This window comes from Clostridium sp. AWRP (assembly GCF_004006395.2).
GTDB lineage: Bacteria > Bacillota > Clostridia > Clostridiales > Clostridiaceae > Clostridium_B.
Genome location: NZ_CP029758.2, coordinates 734,068 through 754,104 on the forward strand (window position 1 = coordinate 734,068; position 20,037 = coordinate 754,104).

Genomic DNA, 20,037 nt, shown 5'->3' on the forward strand with positions numbered 1-20,037 from the left:
TATGATAAGTAAAATTTTTATTTTGATTGTACTTGTAGCTATTATTGCAGTTATAGTTTCTTCTATAAAAGTGGTAAATACTGGATATGCCACTATTATAGAGAGATTTGGACAATTTCATAGGGTATTGGAACCAGGGTGGCATTTTTTAGTACCATTTATTGATTTTGCAAGAAGGAAAGTTTCAAATAAGCAGCAGATACTTGATATCGAACCACAAAGTGTTATAACTAAAGATAATGTAAAGATATCCATTGATAACGTTATTTTTTACAAGATATTAAATCCAAAGGATGCCATATATAATATAGAGGATTATAAAGCAGGAATAGTTTTTTCCACCATAACCAATATGAGAAATATTGTAGGTGACATGACTTTAGATGAAGTATTATCTGGAAGGGATAAAATAAATGCAGAACTTTTAAAAGTAGTAGATGAGATAACAGATGCCTATGGCATAAAAATATTGTCTGTAGAAATTAAAAACATTATTCCACCAGCTGAGATTCAGCAAGCCATGGAAAAACAGATGAAGGCAGAACGTGATAAAAGGGCTGTTATACTTCAGGCAGAAGGTCAAAAGCAGAGTGATATAGCAAGAGCTGAAGGTGAAAAGCAAGCCAAGATACTGCAAGCTGAAGCTGAAAAGGAAGCAAATATAAGAAGGGCTGAAGGATTGAGACAGTCTCAAATGCTGGAGGCAGAAGGTAAAGCAAAGGCAATAGAATCTGTAGCAGAAGCACAGTCCAAGGCAATTCACCTTGTTAATAGGTCTATAATTGATTCAGGTACAGATGAAAAGGTAATAGCGCTTAAACAAATAGAAGCACTGAAGGAAATGGCTAAAAATCCAGCAAATAAACTTATATTGCCAAATGAGTCCATTTCTTCTCTTGGTAATATGGCAGCAATAGCAGATATGCTTCAAAAGAAGTAATTTTTTATAAGATTCTAAGTAAATTAACTTAGCTTTTGCAGTTTTAAGTAAATTCCAAAGCAATTTTTCAGAGGATCATTGAAAGAGGACAGAGGACAATGAAGGTCAATTGTCCTCTGTTTTCTCAAAAATATTGCTTCGCAATATTTTTATTTTCTGACGTTTTAACGGAAGAAAATCATTCTTAATTGTGAATTATGCATTGTGAATTTGATAATTGAGATATGGGGGAAGTTTGTGTGAAAAAGGTTTTAATAGTAGAAGATGAAGCTTCTATAAGAGGATTTTTAAAAATAAATTTTAAAAGAAACAAGTTTATAGTGATAGAAGCAAGTACGGGAGAAAGAGCTTTAGAAAAGGCAAGATCTGAAAATCCAATAGTTACAATATTAGATGTAATGCTTCCTGGAATGGATGGATTCAAGACTTGTGAAATACTTAGAAGAGAATTTCCAAAGATGGGTATAATAATGCTTACAGCAAGAAGTCAGGATACGGACAAGATAATGGGTTTTGGATTTGGAGCAGATGACTATGTAATAAAACCTTTCAATCCCCAGGAGTTAATAGCTAGAGTAAATGCACTTTTGAGGAGAATAGGAATACAAAGTGATAGTAAAAATGAAGTGCTTGTATCGGGTGAATTTAAAATAGACGAAGGAGCTATGAAAGTCTATAGAAGTGAACAGGAATTAGAACTTACCCCAAAAGAATATATGTTGATGAAAATATTTATAGAAAATCAAGGAAAAGCTTTAAATAGGAATGAACTACTAAATCTTGTCTGGGGGTATAGCTATCCTGGAGATGCAAAAATAGTTGATGTAAATATTAGAAGGCTTAGAGAGAAGATAGAAGAAAATTCTTCAAAACCAAAGTATATTGAGACTGTTTGGGGAGTAGGGTATAGATGGAGAAAAGAATAATATGTTAAATGGAATAAAGGAAAGAATGATAGGAAGCTACCTATTTATAATAATTTTTACTGTAGTGATAATTGAAGCTTTTTTGATATTCTCCATTAGCAGATACTATTATAAAAATATGGAGAATATGGTTTCTAATCAAATAGAAGTTTCCGTAGATTTTTATAATAGCTATTTAGCTTCTTCCAGTTTAAAAAAAAATATAACTGACAATGCAGATATATTTTGGAAAAATACTTCTGCAGAAGTTCAAGTAATAGATGTTTCAGGAAGAATGCTTATGGATTCTATAGGAAATTTTATACCTGGTAAAGTGAAGGGAGAAGACATAAAAAATGCTTTAAATGGAGAATTAGGCATTTCTATAGAAACAGATAAAAAAACTAGTGAAAAAGTGCTATATGTATCTAAAGCTTTAAAATCCAATGGAAAAGTTGAAGGAGTACTTAGGTTTGCTACTTCTCTTTCAGAAGTGGACACGATAATAAAAAAAATATCTTTTATGCTCATATTTATAGGAATAGCAGTAATAATAATGGCAGGAATTATAAGTGTGTTCATTTCAAACAGTATAACAAGGCCGGTAAGAGAGGTTACAGCTATGGCGAGGAAAATGGCGAGTGGAAGATTTAATGAGAGAATTGAAAAAAAAAGAGATGATGAGATAGGGGAACTATTTGATGCACTAAATTTTATGGCAGATGAAATATTAAAAAATGAGAAACTAAAGAATGAATTTGTAGCCTCTGTATCCCATGAACTTAGAACCCCACTTACATCTATAAAGGGATGGGCTTCTACTATGAGAACTGGAGATTTTAGTGATAGGGAAGAATTAGAAACTGGACTTGAGATAATAGAAAATGAAAGTGACAGGCTAACTAAGATGGTAGAAGAACTTTTAGACTTTTCTAAATTCATATCTGGTAAAATTACACTGAAAAAGGATTATGTAGATATAAAAAATACTATAGAATATATAAAAAAACAGTTTTCGCTAAGGGCATGGCGGCAAAATATAAACTTTTCTGTAAAAGTTCAAGATAATATGCCTTTGGCCTTACTGGATGAAAATAGAATTAAACAGGTGCTTAACAATTTGCTGGACAATGCATTTAAGTTTACGCAAGAAGGAGGAAAGGTAACTTTAAAGGCTTTCATAAGAGATAAAAAGTTAATTATGATAGTAGGTGATACTGGAATTGGAATACCTGAAGATGAACTTCCAAAGGTCACTGAGAAGTTTTTTAAAGGCAAGAGTGATAAGTGCAGCAATGGAATAGGACTATCAATATGCAAAGAAATAGTTTCACTTCATGGCGGAAAAATTGAGATAACAAGTGAGCTGGTTAAGGGAACTGAAATAACTTTGACCATTCCGTTAGAAAACAACTAGAATTTTAGAAAAGGTGATATTTTTGAAAAAGCTTACTGCACTTATTGGTATTTTAGTTGTATGCATAGTATTTGTAGTGTATAAAAATATAAATTCTTCTCTTAATCCCAATATTGTTCCCGTAAAGAACATAAATTTACCTATAGCAGGAACATGGATTTTAGATAGATATGTATTTACAGGTGACTCTTCTATTTCTGAGGACAAGGCTAAAAGTATGCTAGGTAAAAAGGCTGAATTCAGTGATAAGGGAGTATACTTTGATAATTTGATATGCAAAAATCCTAGTTTTAAAGTAAAGGTTTTAGATAGTCAGAATTATTTTCAAAGTAATTTTAAAATTGACCCTTCTTCTATAGGGATAAATGAAAAGTACATAAAAGTAGTTACTGTGTCTTCTGAAGATAACTTTTTTGATGAATTCATTCAGATAAATAAAAACGTAATGTTAAAGTTTACAGATGGAATAATATTTTTTTTCGTTAAGGATGGCACACAAATAAACAATTCTGAATTTAAAAATATAAATAAAAATAATTCTAAGATTATAATTTCAAAGAGTCAAAAAGAGACGAATTCTAAATCCGGATTGCTTTTAGGACTTAAGTGTATTGATGAGTCGGGACTAGGGTGTAATTACAGAACTTTGTGGATAAGTTCCTCATATGGAAAGATTATGCCTATTGTGAATATAAAAGATTTAGTAATTCCAAGGAAAAGTGGATTTTGGAAGGTTGGGGTAAAAAAAGTATGGGAAAAAGATGTGAAAAAGGATATTGTTTGGGGTGAACCTATTGGAAACAACAAAACTTTAAGAATTAAGTATCGCAGCATTTCTGGAATGAGCAGCGAAATACTATTTGTAGGTGAAGAATATATTTCTATGGATGACAGAAAAGTTTATAATGATGATGATGGTGACCAAAGATTTGAAAATGGAGATTTTAGTGTACTTCCTCTAGATAATTTAAATGGAAATAGGATGGATTTTTCTAAAGCTTTTGGGAATGATGCAGGGAGTAGGTTAAAATATAGTGCAGATTTATATTTAAAAAAAATGAACTTAAGTACAGATAAAATAGATGAAAATAAGCTGCAAACTAATTGGTCTGTAGATAGGAGAAGCGGCAGGTGGATGCTAAGAGGCAGAATTCCTTATGGTAATTTTGATGTGATGTATGCAGCTCCTACAATTTTGACAGATTATGATGATCTATATCCATCATTTGATGTAATAAAAAAAGAGATACCAGATGCAGTGGATGCGTATACTTCTCCAAATAGGGACTTTATAGTTGTTTTAACTGAAACTAAGTTAAAAATCTATTCTTTAAATAATAAAAAAATAGGAACACTAGAAAGGGAACTTGACTTAAAAAATGGAGAAACAGCAGTTATGTCTCAATGGTCATTAGGAAGTTATGTAGATGAATGGAATAAATTGATTAAGAATATGAAGAAAAATTAATAGTACAGGTGTGTGATTATTATGAGCATAAGGTTTATATATGGAAGGGCAGGAAGCGGGAAAAGTTATTATTGCCTTCAGAGCATAAAAAAGAGAATAGAGGAAAATGAAAATAGAAATCTCATACTTTTGGTACCTGAACAATTTTCTTTTCAAGCAGAGAAAAATTTATTAAAATCAGTGGGACAAAAGGGTATGTTAAAAGCTCAGGTACTGAGTTTTAAGAGAGCGGCAGAAAGAGTGTTTGGTGAAGTAGGTGGTGGTACAAGAAAGCATGTAAATGATTCAGGGAAAGCTATACTTCTCTACGAAATAATAGAGAGGAATAAAAGAAAATTAAAAGTATTTGGCAAATCCACTAAAAAACAAGGATTTGTAAATATGATTTCAGATATGATAACTGAATTAAAAAAGTATGACATATCCCTTAAACTCTTACAAGATAGCCTTGATAGAATAGAAAATATAAATCTGAAAAATAAGCTAGAAGATATAATAATAATTTACTCGGAGTTTCAGGAGAGACTTCATAAGAATTATATAGACTCTGAGGATATACTATCCCTGTTATATGAAAAACTTGATATATCTAATTTTTTTAACAATGCGGAAGTATGGATTGATGAATTTTATAGTTTTACGCCCCAGGAATATAAAGTGCTGGAAAAAATTATGTGTAAATCATATAGAACAAATATAACCTTATGTACAGATATTTTAAGTGAGAATTCTTCTCTTGAAAGTATGGACTTATTTTTACCTACCCAAATTACCGAAAAAAAAATTTTAGAAATAGCTAAAAATAATAATATAGCTTATGATAGCCCCAAAGCCTTAAAATCCAATTCTTATGGAAGATTTAAAGGTAATGCGGAACTTGCACATCTAGAACGATATATCTTTTCTTATCCTTATAAAACTTATAAAAGCCTAAATTCAAGTATAAGGATATTTAAAGCCTTAAATAAATATACTGAAGTGGAAAATAGTGCTCGGGACATATTAAAAATGTGCAGGGATGAAGGTTTTAGATTTAGAGATATTTCAGTTGTAACTGGAGATTTAGATGGATATGAAAATATTATAAAAGCTGTGTTCAATCAATATAATATACCTTATTTTATAGATAAAAAAAGAGAAATTGATGATAGTCCTATTATAATTTTAATAATTTCAGCCGTAGAAATACTTTCAAAAAACTGGTCCTATGAATCCATATTTAGATATTTAAAAACAGGACTTTTGAATCTAGAATTTGATGAAATAGATATGCTAGAAAATTATGTGCTTGCAAATGGAATAAGAGGGAAAAAGTGGATTGATCCGAAACCGTGGAATTATAGAATAAACTATGGAAATTTTAATGAAGAAATATCTGAAGAAGAGGCAGAATATTTAAAAAAGATAAACTGTATAAGGGATAAAGTTAGAGAGCCTATTTTAAAGCTTTCGGAGGATATAAAAGGTAAGAAGACAGGACAACAGATGTGTGAAGGACTATATAATTTTTTGCTTAATTTAGAGGTTCCAGAAAAAGTGGAGGCACTTATAAAGGAGTTTAGAAATGCTTCTAAATTAGATAAGGCAAATGAGTATAGCCAAATATGGAATATAGTAATGGATATATTAGATCAAATAGCAGTTGTTATAGGAGATGAATCCATTGGAATGGAGTTATTTAGTGAAGTGCTTGTAAATGGCTTTTCCCAATATAAAATAGGAGTAATACCTGCGTCATTAGATCAAGTTTTAGTCAGTAGTGTAACCAGGTTAAGAAGTCATGATGTAAGAATACTTTATATTGTTGGAGTTAACGATGGAATATTTCCAGCATCTATATCTCTAGATGGAGTATTTACGGATGAAGACAGGGATGAACTGAGGAAAAGAGGAATGGAACTTGCAAAAGATACTAGAAGCAGGGCTTTTGAAGAACAACTTTTAGTATATGGAATACTTACTAAAGCAGATAAATATTTAACATTGAGCTATTCAATGAGTGATGAAGAAGGAAAAAGTAAAAGACAATCTATTGTAATATCTATCATAAAGAAATTATTTCCTAAACTTCAAGAAGAAAGTAATTTGAAAGGTATTTTGGGAGAGAAAGCAGGGATAGAAGCTGTAAATGGACCTAAAGATACGTTTAATGAATTGATTTCAAATATAAGAAGAAGTATAGAAGATAACAATTCTGTAGATCCACTTTGGATTAACGTATATAGATGGTATAAAAATGATACTAGTTGGAGTAAGAAAGTTGAAACTGTTTTAAAAGGATTTTCCTATAACAATTATATTGAAATTTTAGATAAAAGTAAGGTTAGAGGACTTTATGGAAAGCACTTGAATATAAGTGTTTCAAGATTAGAGAAATTTTCAGAGTGCCCTTTTGCATATTTTGTAAAGTATGGACTTAAAGTTGAAGATAGAAAAATGTATAATTTAAGCTCTCCTGATTTGGGAAGCTTTATGCATGATATACTTAAAAAATTTTCCATACAGTTAAAAGAAAAAAAGTTAACCTGGAATGATATAGATAAGAATTGGTGTGAGGAAAATGTAAAAATTGTAGTAGATAGTACTTTAAATGGTATATCAGGGTCTATATTGAACAGTTCAAAGAAGTATAAACATATTACAGATAATTTAAAAAAAATACTTACAAGGTCAGTATGGCTTATAGCAGAACATATGAAAAGAGGTAAGTTTGTACCAAGGGCTTATGAACTTTCTTTTGGAGAATCTGGGGATATACCTCCTATTTCAATAAAACTTCATTCTGGAGAAGAAGTTAGTCTTATAGGAAGAGTGGATAGAATAGATCTATTAGAGCAGAATTCAGTTGTATATGTTAGAATAATAGACTACAAATCTGGTACAAAGGAATTTAAACTGTCAGACATATATTATGGTTTTCAAATGCAGCTTTTAATATATTTGGATGCCATACTTGCGGAACTGGATGAAAAATTTAATAAAGAAGGTATACCGGGAGGAATATTATATTTTAAATTGGATGATCCCATAATAAAAACAGAAGGGAATATAAGTGACTCTGAGATAGAGAAGAGGATACTTAAGAGTCTTAGAATGAATGGATTGCTTTTAAATGATCCTGATGTAATAAGGCAAATGGACAGTAAAATGGAAAAAGCCTCAGATATTATATGTGCTTCCGTAAAAAAAGATGGTAACCTTTCAAAGGTTCAATCATCTCTAGCAACTAGGAAGCAATTTGAATTACTAAGGAAATATGTAAGAAGCACAATAGTAGACTTAAGTGAAAAGATACTAAAAGGAGATATAGAGGCAGCTCCATATAAAAATAAAAGCAGGACAGGATGTAGTTATTGTATTTATTCTGCTATTTGTCAATTTGATACATCTATAAAAGGAAATGAATATAAGATACTTAGGGATAAAAAGGATGAAGAAGTTTGGAAGGATATTGAAGGAAAAGTTGGAAAGTAAAAATTCGAAGGAATAGTTGCAAAATTTGAAGAATTATATGGAACTATTTACTAGAATAATGGTACAGACATCTATATGATAGTAGTACAGATATGTGCATATTTTACAGTTGCAATACATATTGTAAAAAAATATATAAAGTATAATTGACAGGGCAAATGACTTATTATATAATAAATTTGTAAAAACGTTATCAAAGCATTTTGGATATTTATAAAAGATCTGAAGTATACGTAAGCTTTAGTTTTGAACCTACGTTATATAAACGGAAGTTCAATATTTAGATGGGTACATGAAGCCTACTTATAATTAGTTGAAAGTTTAGGAAGATGGAGACATCTGTGAGAACATCCACCTATTTTTGGATAGGTGTCAAAGTAAGGTTAAACGGTATTTTGGATAAAATAAAAGTAATCGTGAAGATTATGATTTCTAAAGAGAGGTTGAGAGATCTCTCTTTTTATGTCTAGCCTAATGTATCTGTATTTCGTTTTAATCTACTTTAAAACCATATTTTAAAATACTTGAAAAAATGAAACTATTCTTTTAAATTGCAATAAAATCTCAATAAAGTATTAAATAAAAATTAAACAAAAGTAACATTAGTAACCTTGACTTTAAATTCTGAATATTTTAAAATGAAATTGTGATCGGTAAAAGTAATTTATAGGCAAATTTAATATATAAAGTTATTGGGGGGTAAACAATGGATAAAAAAGTTTTAACTATTTGTCCTTACTGCGGTGCTGGTTGTAATTTATACTTGCATGTAAAGGATGGCAAGATAATTAAAGCAGAGCCTGCTAATGGTAGGACAAATGAAGGATCATTGTGTTTAAAGGGACACTTTGGCTGGGATTTTTTAAACGATCCTAAAATATTGACATCTAGACTTAAACATCCAATGATAAGAAAAAATGGACAGTTAGAAGAGGTAAGTTGGGATGAAGCTATTAGTTTTACGGCTTCAAGATTGTCACAAATAAAAGAGAAATATGGACCTGATTCTATAATGGGAACAGGATGTGCTAGGGGTTCTGGAAACGAAGCAAACTACGTAATGCAAAAGTTTATGAGGGCAGTTATTGGGACCAATAACGTAGATCACTGTGCCAGAGTTTGACATGCTCCTTCTGTAGCCGGTCTGGCTTACGTTTTAGGAAATGGTGCTATGTCAAATGGTATACATGAAATAGATGATACAGATTTACTGCTTATTTTTGGATACAATGGAGCAGCTTCGCATCCAATAGTTGCCAAGAGAATAGTTAGGGCAAAACAAAAGGGTGCAAAGATAATAGTTGTAGATCCACGTATAACAGAGTCTAGTAGGATATCAGATTTATGGCTCCCTATAAAAAATGGAACAAATATGGTTCTTGTAAATACTTTTGCCAATATACTTATAAACAAGAAATTTTATGACAAACAATATGTAGAAGATCATACTGTTGGTTTTGAAGAATATAAATCCATAGTTGAGAATTATACTCCTGAATATGCAGAAAAAGTTACTGGTATACCTGCAGAGGATATAGTAGAAGCTATGAAAATGTATTCCAGTGCTAAAAATGCTATGATATTATATGGTATGGGAGTATGCCAGTTTGCTCAAGCTGTAGATGTAGTTAAAGGATTAGCTTCTATAGCGTTATTAACTGGTAATTTTGGAAGACCTCATGTAGGTATAGGGCCTGTAAGAGGCCAGAACAATGTTCAAGGTGCCTGCGATATGGGAGCACTTCCTAATGTATATCCAGGTTATCAAAATGTAACTGACGATGCAATTAGGGAAAAATTTGAAAAAGCTTGGGGAGTTAAACTTTCAAACAAAGTTGGGTATCACTTAACACGAGTTCCTGAATTAACACTTAAAGAGAATAAAATAAAAGCATATTATATAATGGGCGAAGATCCAGTTCAAAGTGATGCTGATGCTAATGAAATGAGAGAAACTCTTGATAAATTGGAACTTGTAATAGTTCAAGATATATTTATGAATAAAACTGCACTCCATGCAGATGTAATTTTACCTTCTACGTCTTGGGGAGAACATGAAGGAGTCTTCAGTTCTGCTGATAGAGGATTCCAGAGATTTAGAAAAGCTGTGGAACCTAGGGGCGATGTTAAACCAGATTGGGAGATAATTTCAGAAATTGCATGTTCTATGGGTTATGATATGCATTATAACAATACTGAGGAAATATGGGATGAACTTATAAATTTATGTCCAAATTTCAAAGGAGCAACTTATAAGAGAATGGAAGAAGTAGGAGGGATTCAATGGCCTTGTCCATCTGAAGACCATCCAGGAACTTCTTATCTCTACAAAGGAAATAAATTTAATACACCTAATGGAAAAGCAAATTTATTTGCAGCAGAATGGAGACCTCCTATAGAGCAGATAGATGAAGAATATCCATTTGTTCTTTCTACAGTTAGAGAAGTAGGGCATTACTCTGTAAGAACAATGACAGGAAACTGTAGAGCACTCCAGCAGCTAGCTGATGAGCCAGGATATGTACAAATTAATCCAGTGGATGCAAAGGCTAAGAAAATAGTAGATGGTGATCTTATGAGAGTAAGTTCAAGGAGAGGTTCTGTAGTTTCCCGTGCACTTGTTACTGAGAGGGCAAATAAAGGAGCAGTTTATATGACTTATCAGTGGTGGGTAGGTGCATGTAATGAACTTACAGCTAATAATTTAGATCCAGTGTCAAAAACTCCAGAATATAAGTATTGTGCAGTAAAAATAGAAGCTATAAAAGATCAGAAAAAAGCTGAAAAATTCATAAAAGATGAATATGCTGCAATAAAGAAAAAGATGAATGTTTAATATCAAGTGATTCTTAGACTCAGGTGGAGTTTGCTTAAGAGGAATACATTTCTTCAGCTGAGTCTAAGAAGAACTTATCCAGAGGCGTGTCAGCCGTTGTCTCCCACCTTAATAGGGTGGGAGTGTTACGGATGGTAGCCATCGGATAAACATGGCTAAAAAGACCTTGATTAAAAGGTCTTTTAGCCAAAAGGTTTAAATCAATAGGAGTTGATAGACTGTGATAGACGTACATGAAGCATTCAATATAGTAATGAATAATACAAAACTGCTTAAAAGTGAAGATATGTCCCTGATAAATTCTCTTAACAGGGTATTGGCAGAGGATATAAGTTCAAAAGATAATCTTCCTCCATTTGACAAATCCTGTATGGATGGTTATGCTTTAAAAAGTGAAGATACTAAGGAAAAAATGTCAAAATTTCGAATTAAGGGAAGCATAAAGGCGGGAGATTTTCCTGATATAGTATTGAAAAATGGTGAAGCCATAAAAATAATGACAGGAGCTCCAGTACCAAAAGGTGCAGATGCAGTTATTCAAATAGAAAAAGTAAAAGTAGAAGGAAAAGAACTTCATGTATTGGAAAAGGTATCTCCTGGAACCAACATATTTAAAACTGGTGAGGAGATAAAAATTGGTGATGTTGCTTTAAAAAAGGGAAAAATCATAAGACCTGCAGAAATAGGGCTATTGGCATCACTAGGTTATACTAAAATAAAATGTTACAAAGCCCCTAAAATTATAATAATAAATACAGGGGATGAACTTATAAATATAAATCAAAACTTAATGCAAGGTAAAATAAGAAATTGTAATGAATACACATTAATTGCCCTTATTAAAAATTTAAATGCAGAGGTTAAATCTTATGGAATAATAAGAGATGATAAGAATAAAATTTTTAATGCTATAAAAACTGCATTTGAAGAGGGAGATATAATTATAACTACTGGAGGGGCATCTGTAGGTGATTACGATTTTATAGAAGATGTTCTTCAGAAAGTAGGAACAGATATAAAATTTACTTCAGTAGCTATTAAACCAGGAAAACCAGTTGTTTTTGCAACTTTTAAAGATAAACTATTCTTTGGACTTCCAGGAAATCCACTTTCCGTAATAAATTCATTTGAAACTTTTGCAGCATCATCCATTAAAAAAATGATGGGAAGAGAAGATATATTTTCGCATGAATTTCCTGTAATTTTAAAAGATGATTTTAAATCAAGAAAAGAAAGAGACTGCTATATGTATGTAGACATAAAAAAGGAAGATAACCATTATTATGCTTATGATGTGGGAAGACAAGATTCCAATGGCCTTTTTACACTTACTAAGTCAAATGGTGTGGTTATCATGAAAAAGGGAACTAATATAGCAAAAGCTGGAGATATTTTAAATGGAAAATTTATATTCAAATAAGAGGTCAGTGATTTCTATTATTTCATCTAGTTCAAATTCGGGTAAAACTACATTGATAGAAGGAATAATAAGAATTTTAAAAAGCAGAGGATATAAGGTTGGTGCAATAAAGAATGATGCTCATAAGTTACAGATAGATTACCCAGGAAAAGACAGCTTTAGGTTTACAGAGGCAGGTGCAGACAATGTTGTTATTGCATCGGATAATACAGTGGCTATGATAAAAAAAGTAAATGGATCAAAAAGTATAGAAGAACTTCTTTTGCTTTTTGAAGATGTAGATATTGTAATAGTGGAAGGTTTCAAGGGGAATGAATTTCCTAAAATAGAAGTATACAGGAAAAATTCAAGTAAATGTTTACTCTACAAAAATTCCAAATATAATTTCCAAAATTTTATAGCTATTGTAACCAATGAAAATTTAATGACTGATATTCCTGTATTTGATATAAATGATATAAAAAAAGTAGCTGATTTTATTGAAAACAACTTTATAGGAGGAAATAAAAATGAAGAGAACCGTGGAACTTCATGTAGTCAAATATGACAAAGAATGTAAGAAGACAGTGGAGGAATCAACTATTTGCGAATGTCCTTTAAATATATTTGTAAATGGTCAACATTTGACAGTACTCTTGTGTACTCCTGAAAAGCTTAAGGAATTAACAATAGGTTTCTTGGTCTTCAAAGGTATTATAAAATCTCTAGATGAAATAAAATTCCTAGAGATAGATGAAAAAAATGGAGCATCCAGGGTAACTTTGAAAAATAGCCAATTTAATAAAGAGTTGTATTCAAAGCCAATACTTCCTGCAGCATTTAATGAAAATGAGAAAAGTAAATTCTTTTCATATATTATTGATTCCATGAAAATTAGTCTAATCAATAATGATAATGTTTACATACATGTCGATAAAATTTATGATTTAATGATGGACAATCTTGGATATTCCAAGACTTTTAAACTCACTGGAGGAACACATTGTGCAGCTCTTTGTGGTGAAGATAAAGTAGTATCTATTTGTGAGGATGTGGGCAGACACAATGCTGTAGACAAGCTTATAGGTGAGGCATTTATAAAAAATATTTATTTAAAAGATAAAATAATATTTGTAAGTAGCAGAGTATCTTTTGAAATGGTATATAAAATTGCTAGACTTGGGGTACCTATAATAATATCTAAATCTGCACCTACAAATCTTTCTATAGAATTTGCAAAAGCTTTAAATGTTACATTAATTGGATTTGTGAGGGGAGAAAGAATGAATGTATATACAAATCCACAGAGAATAATATAGCAATTTCTGCTAATACATTTTTGAATATAATCTTAAAAAATTAGTTATATAGTTATATATTAGTTAATATTCATAATTAGTTCTTAATTAAATAGGACTAAATTTATATTTTAATTTTTAAATAAGGTAATTAAAATAATTTTAAATTAAATATGTTATATGTTTTAAAATTATTTCTTAAGTATAGAGGCTCAAATCCTTGATTTAGAGCTAATATCTTATTCCTTCTAATATTTTAAGGGGGAAATCAATTATAATATTTAAATGGGAGGGTGAAGTATTTAATGTTAACTAAACAGCAAAATGAAGACCTGTCTGGACAAGATGTAATTCAGAAATATCCTAAAGAGCAGAGATTTACTCTTGCTATACTACAGGATATACAGAGAAAGTACAAATATATACCAAGAGAAGCACTGGAGAATTTAGCTAAGTATTTGGACACGCCTGTAAGTAGACTGTATGGTATGGCTACTTTTTATAAGGCATTAAGCCTTACTCCAAAAGGGGAAAACATAATAACTGTATGTGATGGAACCGCTTGTCACGTTGCTGGTTCTATGGTTGTAATGGATGAACTTGAAAAGGCAATAGGAATTAAACCAGGTGAAACTACAGAAGATCTTAAATTTTCAATAAATACAGTTAACTGTATAGGATGCTGTGCAATAGCTCCTGTCATGATGATAAATGACAAATATTATGGAAATTTAACACCTAAACTGGTTGAAGAAATTCTTAGTGAGTATAGGAGTGAGAGTGATGAGTGATAAAAAAACTGTCAATATATGTTGTGGGACAGGTTGTTTAGCTAAAGGCAGTATGGAAGTATATGAAGAAATGAAGGCACAAGTAGCTAAATTAGGTGCAAATGCAGAAGTAAATGTTACATTAAAAGCAACAGGTTGTGATGGATTGTGTGAAAAAGGTCCTGTACTGAAAATATATCCAGATGACATTGCATATTTTAAAGTTAAAGTAGAAGATGTAGAAGACGTAGTAAAAAAGACATTGATGAATGGAGAAATAATTGAAAAATTATTATATTTTGAAACTGCTACAAAACAGAGATTAAGAAATCATAAAGAAAGTGAATTCTGTAAAAGACAATACAAAATTGCTCTCAGAAATGTTGGTGAAATAGATCCAATAAGTTTGGAAGATTACGTTGAAAGAGGCGGATATAAAGCTCTTAAAAAAGCAATAAGCAGCATGAAGCCTGAAGATGTGCTTGAAGAAATAACAAAATCAGGTCTTAGAGGAAGAGGTGGAGCAGGATTCCCAACAGGACGTAAATGGAAAACTGCTGCAGATATTGATACATCACCTATATATGTAGTATGTAATGGTGATGAGGGAGATCCTGGAGCATTTATGGATAGAAGTATAATGGAGGGAGATCCTAACAGTGTTATAGAAGGTATGACATTGTGTGCTTATGCAGTAGGAGGTACAAATGGATTTGCTTATATAAGAGATGAATATGGACTTGCTGTAGAAAATATGCAGAAAGCTATTAATAAAGCAAAAGAGAAAAATTTATTAGGTAATAACATATTGGGAACTGACTTTTCCTTCGATATACAGATAGTAAGAGGTGGAGGAGCTTTTGTATGTGGTGAGTCTACTGCACTTATGTCATCTATAGAAGGTATGGTAGGAGAACCTAGAGCTAAATATATACACACTACAGAAAAAGGATTGTGGGGACAACCTACTGTTTTAAATAATGTAGAAACTTGGGCTAATGTACCTATAATAATTGAAAAAGGTGGAGATTGGTATCATTCTATAGGAACTATGAAGGATAGTAAAGGAACAAAAGTATTCTCATTAGTTGGAAAAGTTAAGAATACTGGACTTGTAGAAGTACCTATGGGAACTACTCTTAGAGAAATAATATATGATATTGGCGGTGGAGTATTAAATGACAGAAAGTTTAAAGCAGTTCAAATAGGTGGACCTTCAGGAGGATGTTTACCATCTGAATATTTAGATTTGCCAGTAGATTATGATACTTTGGTTAAAGCAGATTCCATGATGGGTTCCGGCGGAATGATCGTAATGGATGATAGAACCTGTATGGTAGATGTAACTAGATATTACTTGAGTTTTTTAGCTGAAGAATCTTGTGGAAAGTGTGTACCTTGTAGAGAAGGCGTAAAGAGAATGCTTGAAATACTCACTGATATATGCAATGGTGATGGAAAAGAAGGAGATATAGAAGAACTTCTTGAAATATGTTCCATGACGAGTAAGGCATCTCTGTGTAGTCTTGGTAAGAGTGCTCCAAATCCAGTAAAAGCAGCTATAAGATATTTTAGAGATGAATTTGAAGAACATATAAAGAATAAGAGATGTAGAGCAGGAGTTTGTAAGAAACTTACTACATTTGGTATAGATGCGGATAAATGTAAGGGATGCGATATGTGTAAAAAGAATTGTCCAGCTGATTGTATAACAGGGGAAATTAAGAAACCACATTCAATAGATGCTGATAAATGTTTGAGATGCGGTAACTGCATGAACATCTGTAAGTTTGATGCTGTTAAGGTTCTATAGGGAGGTGAATGTAGATATGAAAATTACAATAGATGGAAAAGCTTGTGAAGCTGAAAAAGGAGAATTCATATTACAAATAGCAAGAAGAAATAATATATATATACCTACATTATGTCACAGTGATGCATTGCCTGGGCTTGCTAGCTGTAGACTATGTATAGTTAAAGTAGTAGATAGGGGACGTGCAAAGATAGTAACTTCCTGTATATTCCCTGTAAGTAAGGAAGTAGAAGTTATAACTAATGACGATGAATTAAAGAGAATGAGAAAAAATATAGTTATGCTTTTAAAAGTAAGATGTCCTGAAAATAAGGAAGTAAATGAATTAGCTAAAGCCTTTGGAGTAGAGGAAAAGAGAGTAAAGAGGTTCAAATTGGATCCAGAACAAAATTGTGTTTTGTGCGGACTTTGTGCAAAAGCTTGCAAGGAATTAGGTACTGGAGCAATTTCAACTGTTAACAGGGGTATGTATAAAGAAGTAGCAACTCCATATCATGAACCTTCACCAGAATGTATAGGATGTGCTTCCTGTGCTAATGTTTGCCCAACTAATGCAATAAAAGTTGTGGATAAAGATGGAGAAAGAGAAATGTGGGGTAAAAAATTCAAGATGGTTAAGTGTGATTTGTGCGGAGAATATTTTGCTACAGAAGAACACGTAAAATATGCTTACAATAGACTTGGAAAAGAGCAGCCAGAAAAGCTTATGTGCAGCAGCTGCAAGAAGAAAGTTACAGCCAAAGATGTCAAAAATATTTTTGAAAACGTGTGAAAATTAAAAGAGGGGTGGTAATTTAAATGAAACCAGAGTTTAATTCTTTTGTAATAGCCGATCCTGACAAGTGCATAGGCTGTAGATCTTGTGAGATTGCCTGTGCTGCAAAACATAGAGAAGATACTCAAGGAAAAACTATTGGAACTATGAATAATAAAGTTACTCCAAGGTTATTCTTTGTTAAAAATAAAGGAAATGTAATGCCAGTACAATGCAGACATTGTGAGGATGCACCATGTCTAAATGCCTGTCCAGTTGATGCTATAGTTGAAAAAGATGGAAGCATCATTATAAATGAAAGTGCATGTATAGGATGTCAGACCTGTACAATAGTATGTCCGGTAGGTGCTGTAAGTTTACTTCCTAGAACTCAAGGTAAAGTAGTTACAGGAGGAATTCAGGTTAAAGTAAGAGCAGCAGCTTATAAATGTGATTTATGTAAGGAAGAGGGAGGAGAACCTGCCTGTGTCAAAGAATGTCCAAAAGAGGCTTTGAGATTAGTAGATCCTAGAGAAGATAAAAAGGATCGTAGTGTAAGAGCTGCTATGGAACTATTAAATATAAACGCAAATCTCTAATTTATAAGTTATAAAAATCCGGAAAAGAAAGGAATGTTAAATATGCCAACTAGTACTTCTATGATAAATATAGATGAAGAATTATGTACAGGCTGTAGACGATGTGCGGATGTCTGCCCTGTAGATGCTATAGAAGGTGAACAGGGTAAACCTCAGAAGATAAATACTGAAAAGTGTGTTATGTGTGGACAATGCATTCAAGTTTGTAAAGGCTATCAATCTGTATATGATGATGTTCCTACTCCAGTTAGCAAAAGGTTATTTGATAGAGGATTGTTAAAGGAAGTAGATGAACCTTTATTTGCAGCATACAATAAAGGTCAGGCAAAGAGAGTTAAAGAAATTTTGGAAAATAAAGATGTATTTAAAATTGTGCAATGTGCACCTGCTGTAAGAGTTGCTATAGGAGAGGATTTTGGAATGCCTCTTGGAACTTTAAGCGAAGGAAAAATGGCAGCTGCACTCAGAAAATTAGGATTTGACAAAGTATATGATACAAACTTTGGTGCAGATCTTACTATAATGGAAGAAGGCAGTGAGTTACTAAAAAGAGTAGCTGAGGGTGGAGTTTTGCCAATGTTTACTTCTTGCTGTCCAGCATGGGTAAAATATGCAGAACAAACATATCCAGAACTTTTACCTCATCTTTCAAGTTGTAAGTCTCCAAATCAAATGGCTGGAGCTATATTTAAAACTTATGGAGCAGAGATAAATAAAGTTAATCCGGCTAAAATTTATAATGTATCTGTTATGCCATGTACATGCAAGGAATTTGAAAGTGAAAGAGAAGAAATGCATGACAGTGGATACAGGGATGTAGATGCAGTTATAACTACAAGGGAATTAGCACAATTGTTCAAAGATGCTGATATAGATTTTAATACTATTGAAGAAGAACAGTTTGATACTCCTCTTGGTATGTATACTGGTGCAGGAACTATATTTGGTGCTACAGGTGGAGTTATGGAAGCAGCACTTAGAACTGGATATGAACTTTATACTAAAAAAACTATTCCAAGCATAGATCTTACTATGGTAAGAGGTGGAGAAGGTTTTAGAACTGCTGAAGTAGATTTAGGAGATATTAGACTAAAGGTAGGAGTAGTTTCAGGTTTAAAGAATGTAAAAGACGTTATGGAATCAGTAAAGGCAGGTAAATGTGATTTACACTTTATAGAGGTTATGACCTGTCCTCAAGGATGTATAAGTGGTGGAGGACAACCTAAAGTTATACTTGATTCAGATAAAGAAGAGGCTTATAATAATAGAAAAAAGGGACTATATGATCATGACTCTAATCTTACTTATAGAAAATCACATGAAAATCCAGAAATAAAGAAAATATACGATGAGTTCTTAGACAAACCATTAGGATGTAAGTCTCACGAATTATTGCACACTAAGTATATCTCAAGAAAAAAGGAGAGTTAATAAAATGAAAAATTGCCTCGTAGTAGCAGATCCTAATAAATGCATAGGATGTAGGACTTGTGAAGCAGCTTGTGGTATTGCACATTCAGGAGAAGATTTTTTTAATACAAATGTATCAAAAATTAACTTTAATCCTCGCTTAAATGTGATAAAGACTGCTAAAGTAAGTGCTCCTGTTCAATGTAGACAATGTGAAGATGCACCTTGTGCTAAAGCTTGCCCAGTTAACGCTATTTCAAATGAAAATGGTTACGTTAGTGTAGATAAAGATGTATGTGTAGGATGTAAAATCTGTATGCTAGCTTGTCCTTTTGGAGCTATTGAATTAGCTTCTCAATATAAGGACGGAAAAGTTGTAGATCAAAAGGCACTTAAGATGAGTGAAGAAGGTAATCCTACTGTAAATGGAAAAGGGAGAGTGGTAGCAAATAAGTGTGATCTCTGTCAGGATAGGGATGGAGGACCTGCTTGCATAGAAGTTTGTCCTACAAAATCTCTTAAATTAGTTACTTATGACGACAATAATAATATAATTGAAAAAAAAGATGACGACGAACGTGAAATAAGTTAAAGATTATATGAAATTATAAATAAAAGTTAGGGGCTTTCATCATAGCATATGGTGAAGGCTCTTAGTTTTTTTGTTGTATATAACTTAACTTTCGAAAATCATCTTTAATTGTGAATTATTTATACATATAAAAAATATTCCAGCATAGGGGTCTAACTATGCTGGAGTATTTTTTACTTAGATTTTAGGTTTTTAGGTTTAGGGCTATTAAAATGTTTTTTCAAACATATATTCACATTTATATTAAAGCAATTTTTGTGCCAATTGTTATTCTATTGAAACAAGACACTTTATATTTATATAATATCATAATGACACAAAAAGTCAATATCATTATGATATTATATAAATATTTATCATAA

Annotated in this window: 15 protein-coding genes and 1 other RNA gene; all 16 read left to right on the forward strand. The window is 31.9% G+C overall.

Annotated elements, in window-relative coordinates; genetic code table 11:
- Position 1: 1 nt before the first annotated feature.
- The 16 genes from DMR38_RS03315 (at position 2) to DMR38_RS03390 (ending at position 19,675) form a co-directional block, all read left to right on the forward strand.
- The gene (locus DMR38_RS03315) at positions 2-940 is read left to right on the forward strand and encodes an SPFH domain-containing protein (protein WP_127719980.1); all 939 of its coding nucleotides are present in this window, start codon (positions 2-4) and stop codon (positions 938-940) included.
- Positions 941-1,179: 239 nt separating this feature from the next.
- Entirely contained in the window at positions 1,180-1,866 is a 687-nt protein-coding gene (locus tag DMR38_RS03320; RefSeq protein WP_175412910.1) for a response regulator transcription factor, read from the forward strand.
- 1 nt (position 1,867) lies between these two features.
- Entirely contained in the window at positions 1,868-3,262 is a 1,395-nt protein-coding gene (locus tag DMR38_RS03325) for an ATP-binding protein (protein ID WP_175412911.1), read from the forward strand.
- Between the two features lie 13 nt (positions 3,263-3,275).
- Positions 3,276-4,730 carry a hypothetical protein gene (locus DMR38_RS03330; protein WP_243124426.1) on the forward strand — a complete coding sequence of 485 codons (1,455 nt, stop codon included), beginning with the start codon at positions 3,276-3,278 and terminating at the stop codon, positions 4,728-4,730.
- A gap of 21 nt (positions 4,731-4,751) precedes the next feature.
- Entirely contained in the window at positions 4,752-8,204 is a 3,453-nt protein-coding gene (gene addB / locus DMR38_RS03335; RefSeq protein WP_127719983.1) for a helicase-exonuclease AddAB subunit AddB, read from the forward strand.
- A gap of 216 nt (positions 8,205-8,420) precedes the next feature.
- Positions 8,421-8,610, forward strand: a non-coding RNA gene (gene ssrS / locus DMR38_RS03340) — 6S RNA.
- A gap of 300 nt (positions 8,611-8,910) precedes the next feature.
- Positions 8,911-11,040: a formate dehydrogenase subunit alpha gene (gene fdhF, locus DMR38_RS03345; protein WP_127719984.1), complete on the forward strand. Its 2,130-nt coding sequence runs from the start codon at positions 8,911-8,913 to the stop codon at positions 11,038-11,040.
- Between the two features lie 220 nt (positions 11,041-11,260).
- A complete protein-coding gene (gene glp, locus DMR38_RS03350; protein ID WP_127719985.1) occupies positions 11,261-12,460 on the forward strand; it encodes a gephyrin-like molybdotransferase Glp in 1,200 nt (399 codons plus the stop codon).
- Positions 12,438-13,007 carry a molybdopterin-guanine dinucleotide biosynthesis protein B gene (gene mobB, locus DMR38_RS03355; RefSeq protein ID WP_127719986.1) on the forward strand — a complete coding sequence of 190 codons (570 nt, stop codon included), beginning with the start codon at positions 12,438-12,440 and terminating at the stop codon, positions 13,005-13,007. The genes glp and mobB overlap by 23 nt, the downstream gene beginning before the upstream one ends.
- On the forward strand, positions 12,970-13,758 hold the full coding sequence (fdhD, locus tag DMR38_RS03360) for a formate dehydrogenase accessory sulfurtransferase FdhD (protein ID WP_127719987.1): 789 nt from the start codon (positions 12,970-12,972) through the stop codon (positions 13,756-13,758). Before mobB ends, fdhD begins: the two co-directional genes overlap by 38 nt.
- A gap of 284 nt (positions 13,759-14,042) precedes the next feature.
- Positions 14,043-14,528: an NADH-quinone oxidoreductase subunit NuoE gene (nuoE, locus tag DMR38_RS03365; protein WP_127719988.1), complete on the forward strand. Its 486-nt coding sequence runs from the start codon at positions 14,043-14,045 to the stop codon at positions 14,526-14,528.
- Positions 14,521-16,320, forward strand: a complete 1,800-nt coding sequence (locus DMR38_RS03370; protein ID WP_127719989.1) for an NADH-ubiquinone oxidoreductase-F iron-sulfur binding region domain-containing protein — start codon at positions 14,521-14,523, stop codon at positions 16,318-16,320. The genes nuoE and DMR38_RS03370 overlap by 8 nt, the downstream gene beginning before the upstream one ends.
- Positions 16,321-16,336: 16 nt before the next feature.
- Positions 16,337-17,092 (forward strand): 2Fe-2S iron-sulfur cluster-binding protein, encoded by a 756-nt coding sequence (locus tag DMR38_RS03375; protein WP_127719990.1) that lies wholly within the window; start codon positions 16,337-16,339, stop codon positions 17,090-17,092.
- Between the two features lie 26 nt (positions 17,093-17,118).
- Complete coding sequence (locus DMR38_RS03380; RefSeq protein ID WP_127719991.1) at positions 17,119-17,673, forward strand: 4Fe-4S dicluster domain-containing protein; 555 nt, start codon at positions 17,119-17,121, stop codon at positions 17,671-17,673.
- A 42-nt stretch (positions 17,674-17,715) separates the two neighbouring features.
- On the forward strand, positions 17,716-19,104 hold the full coding sequence (locus DMR38_RS03385) for a [FeFe] hydrogenase, group A (RefSeq protein ID WP_127719992.1): 1,389 nt from the start codon (positions 17,716-17,718) through the stop codon (positions 19,102-19,104).
- 4 nt (positions 19,105-19,108) lie between these two features.
- Complete coding sequence (locus DMR38_RS03390; protein WP_127719993.1) at positions 19,109-19,675, forward strand: 4Fe-4S dicluster domain-containing protein; 567 nt, start codon at positions 19,109-19,111, stop codon at positions 19,673-19,675.
- Positions 19,676-20,037 lie beyond the last annotated feature (362 nt).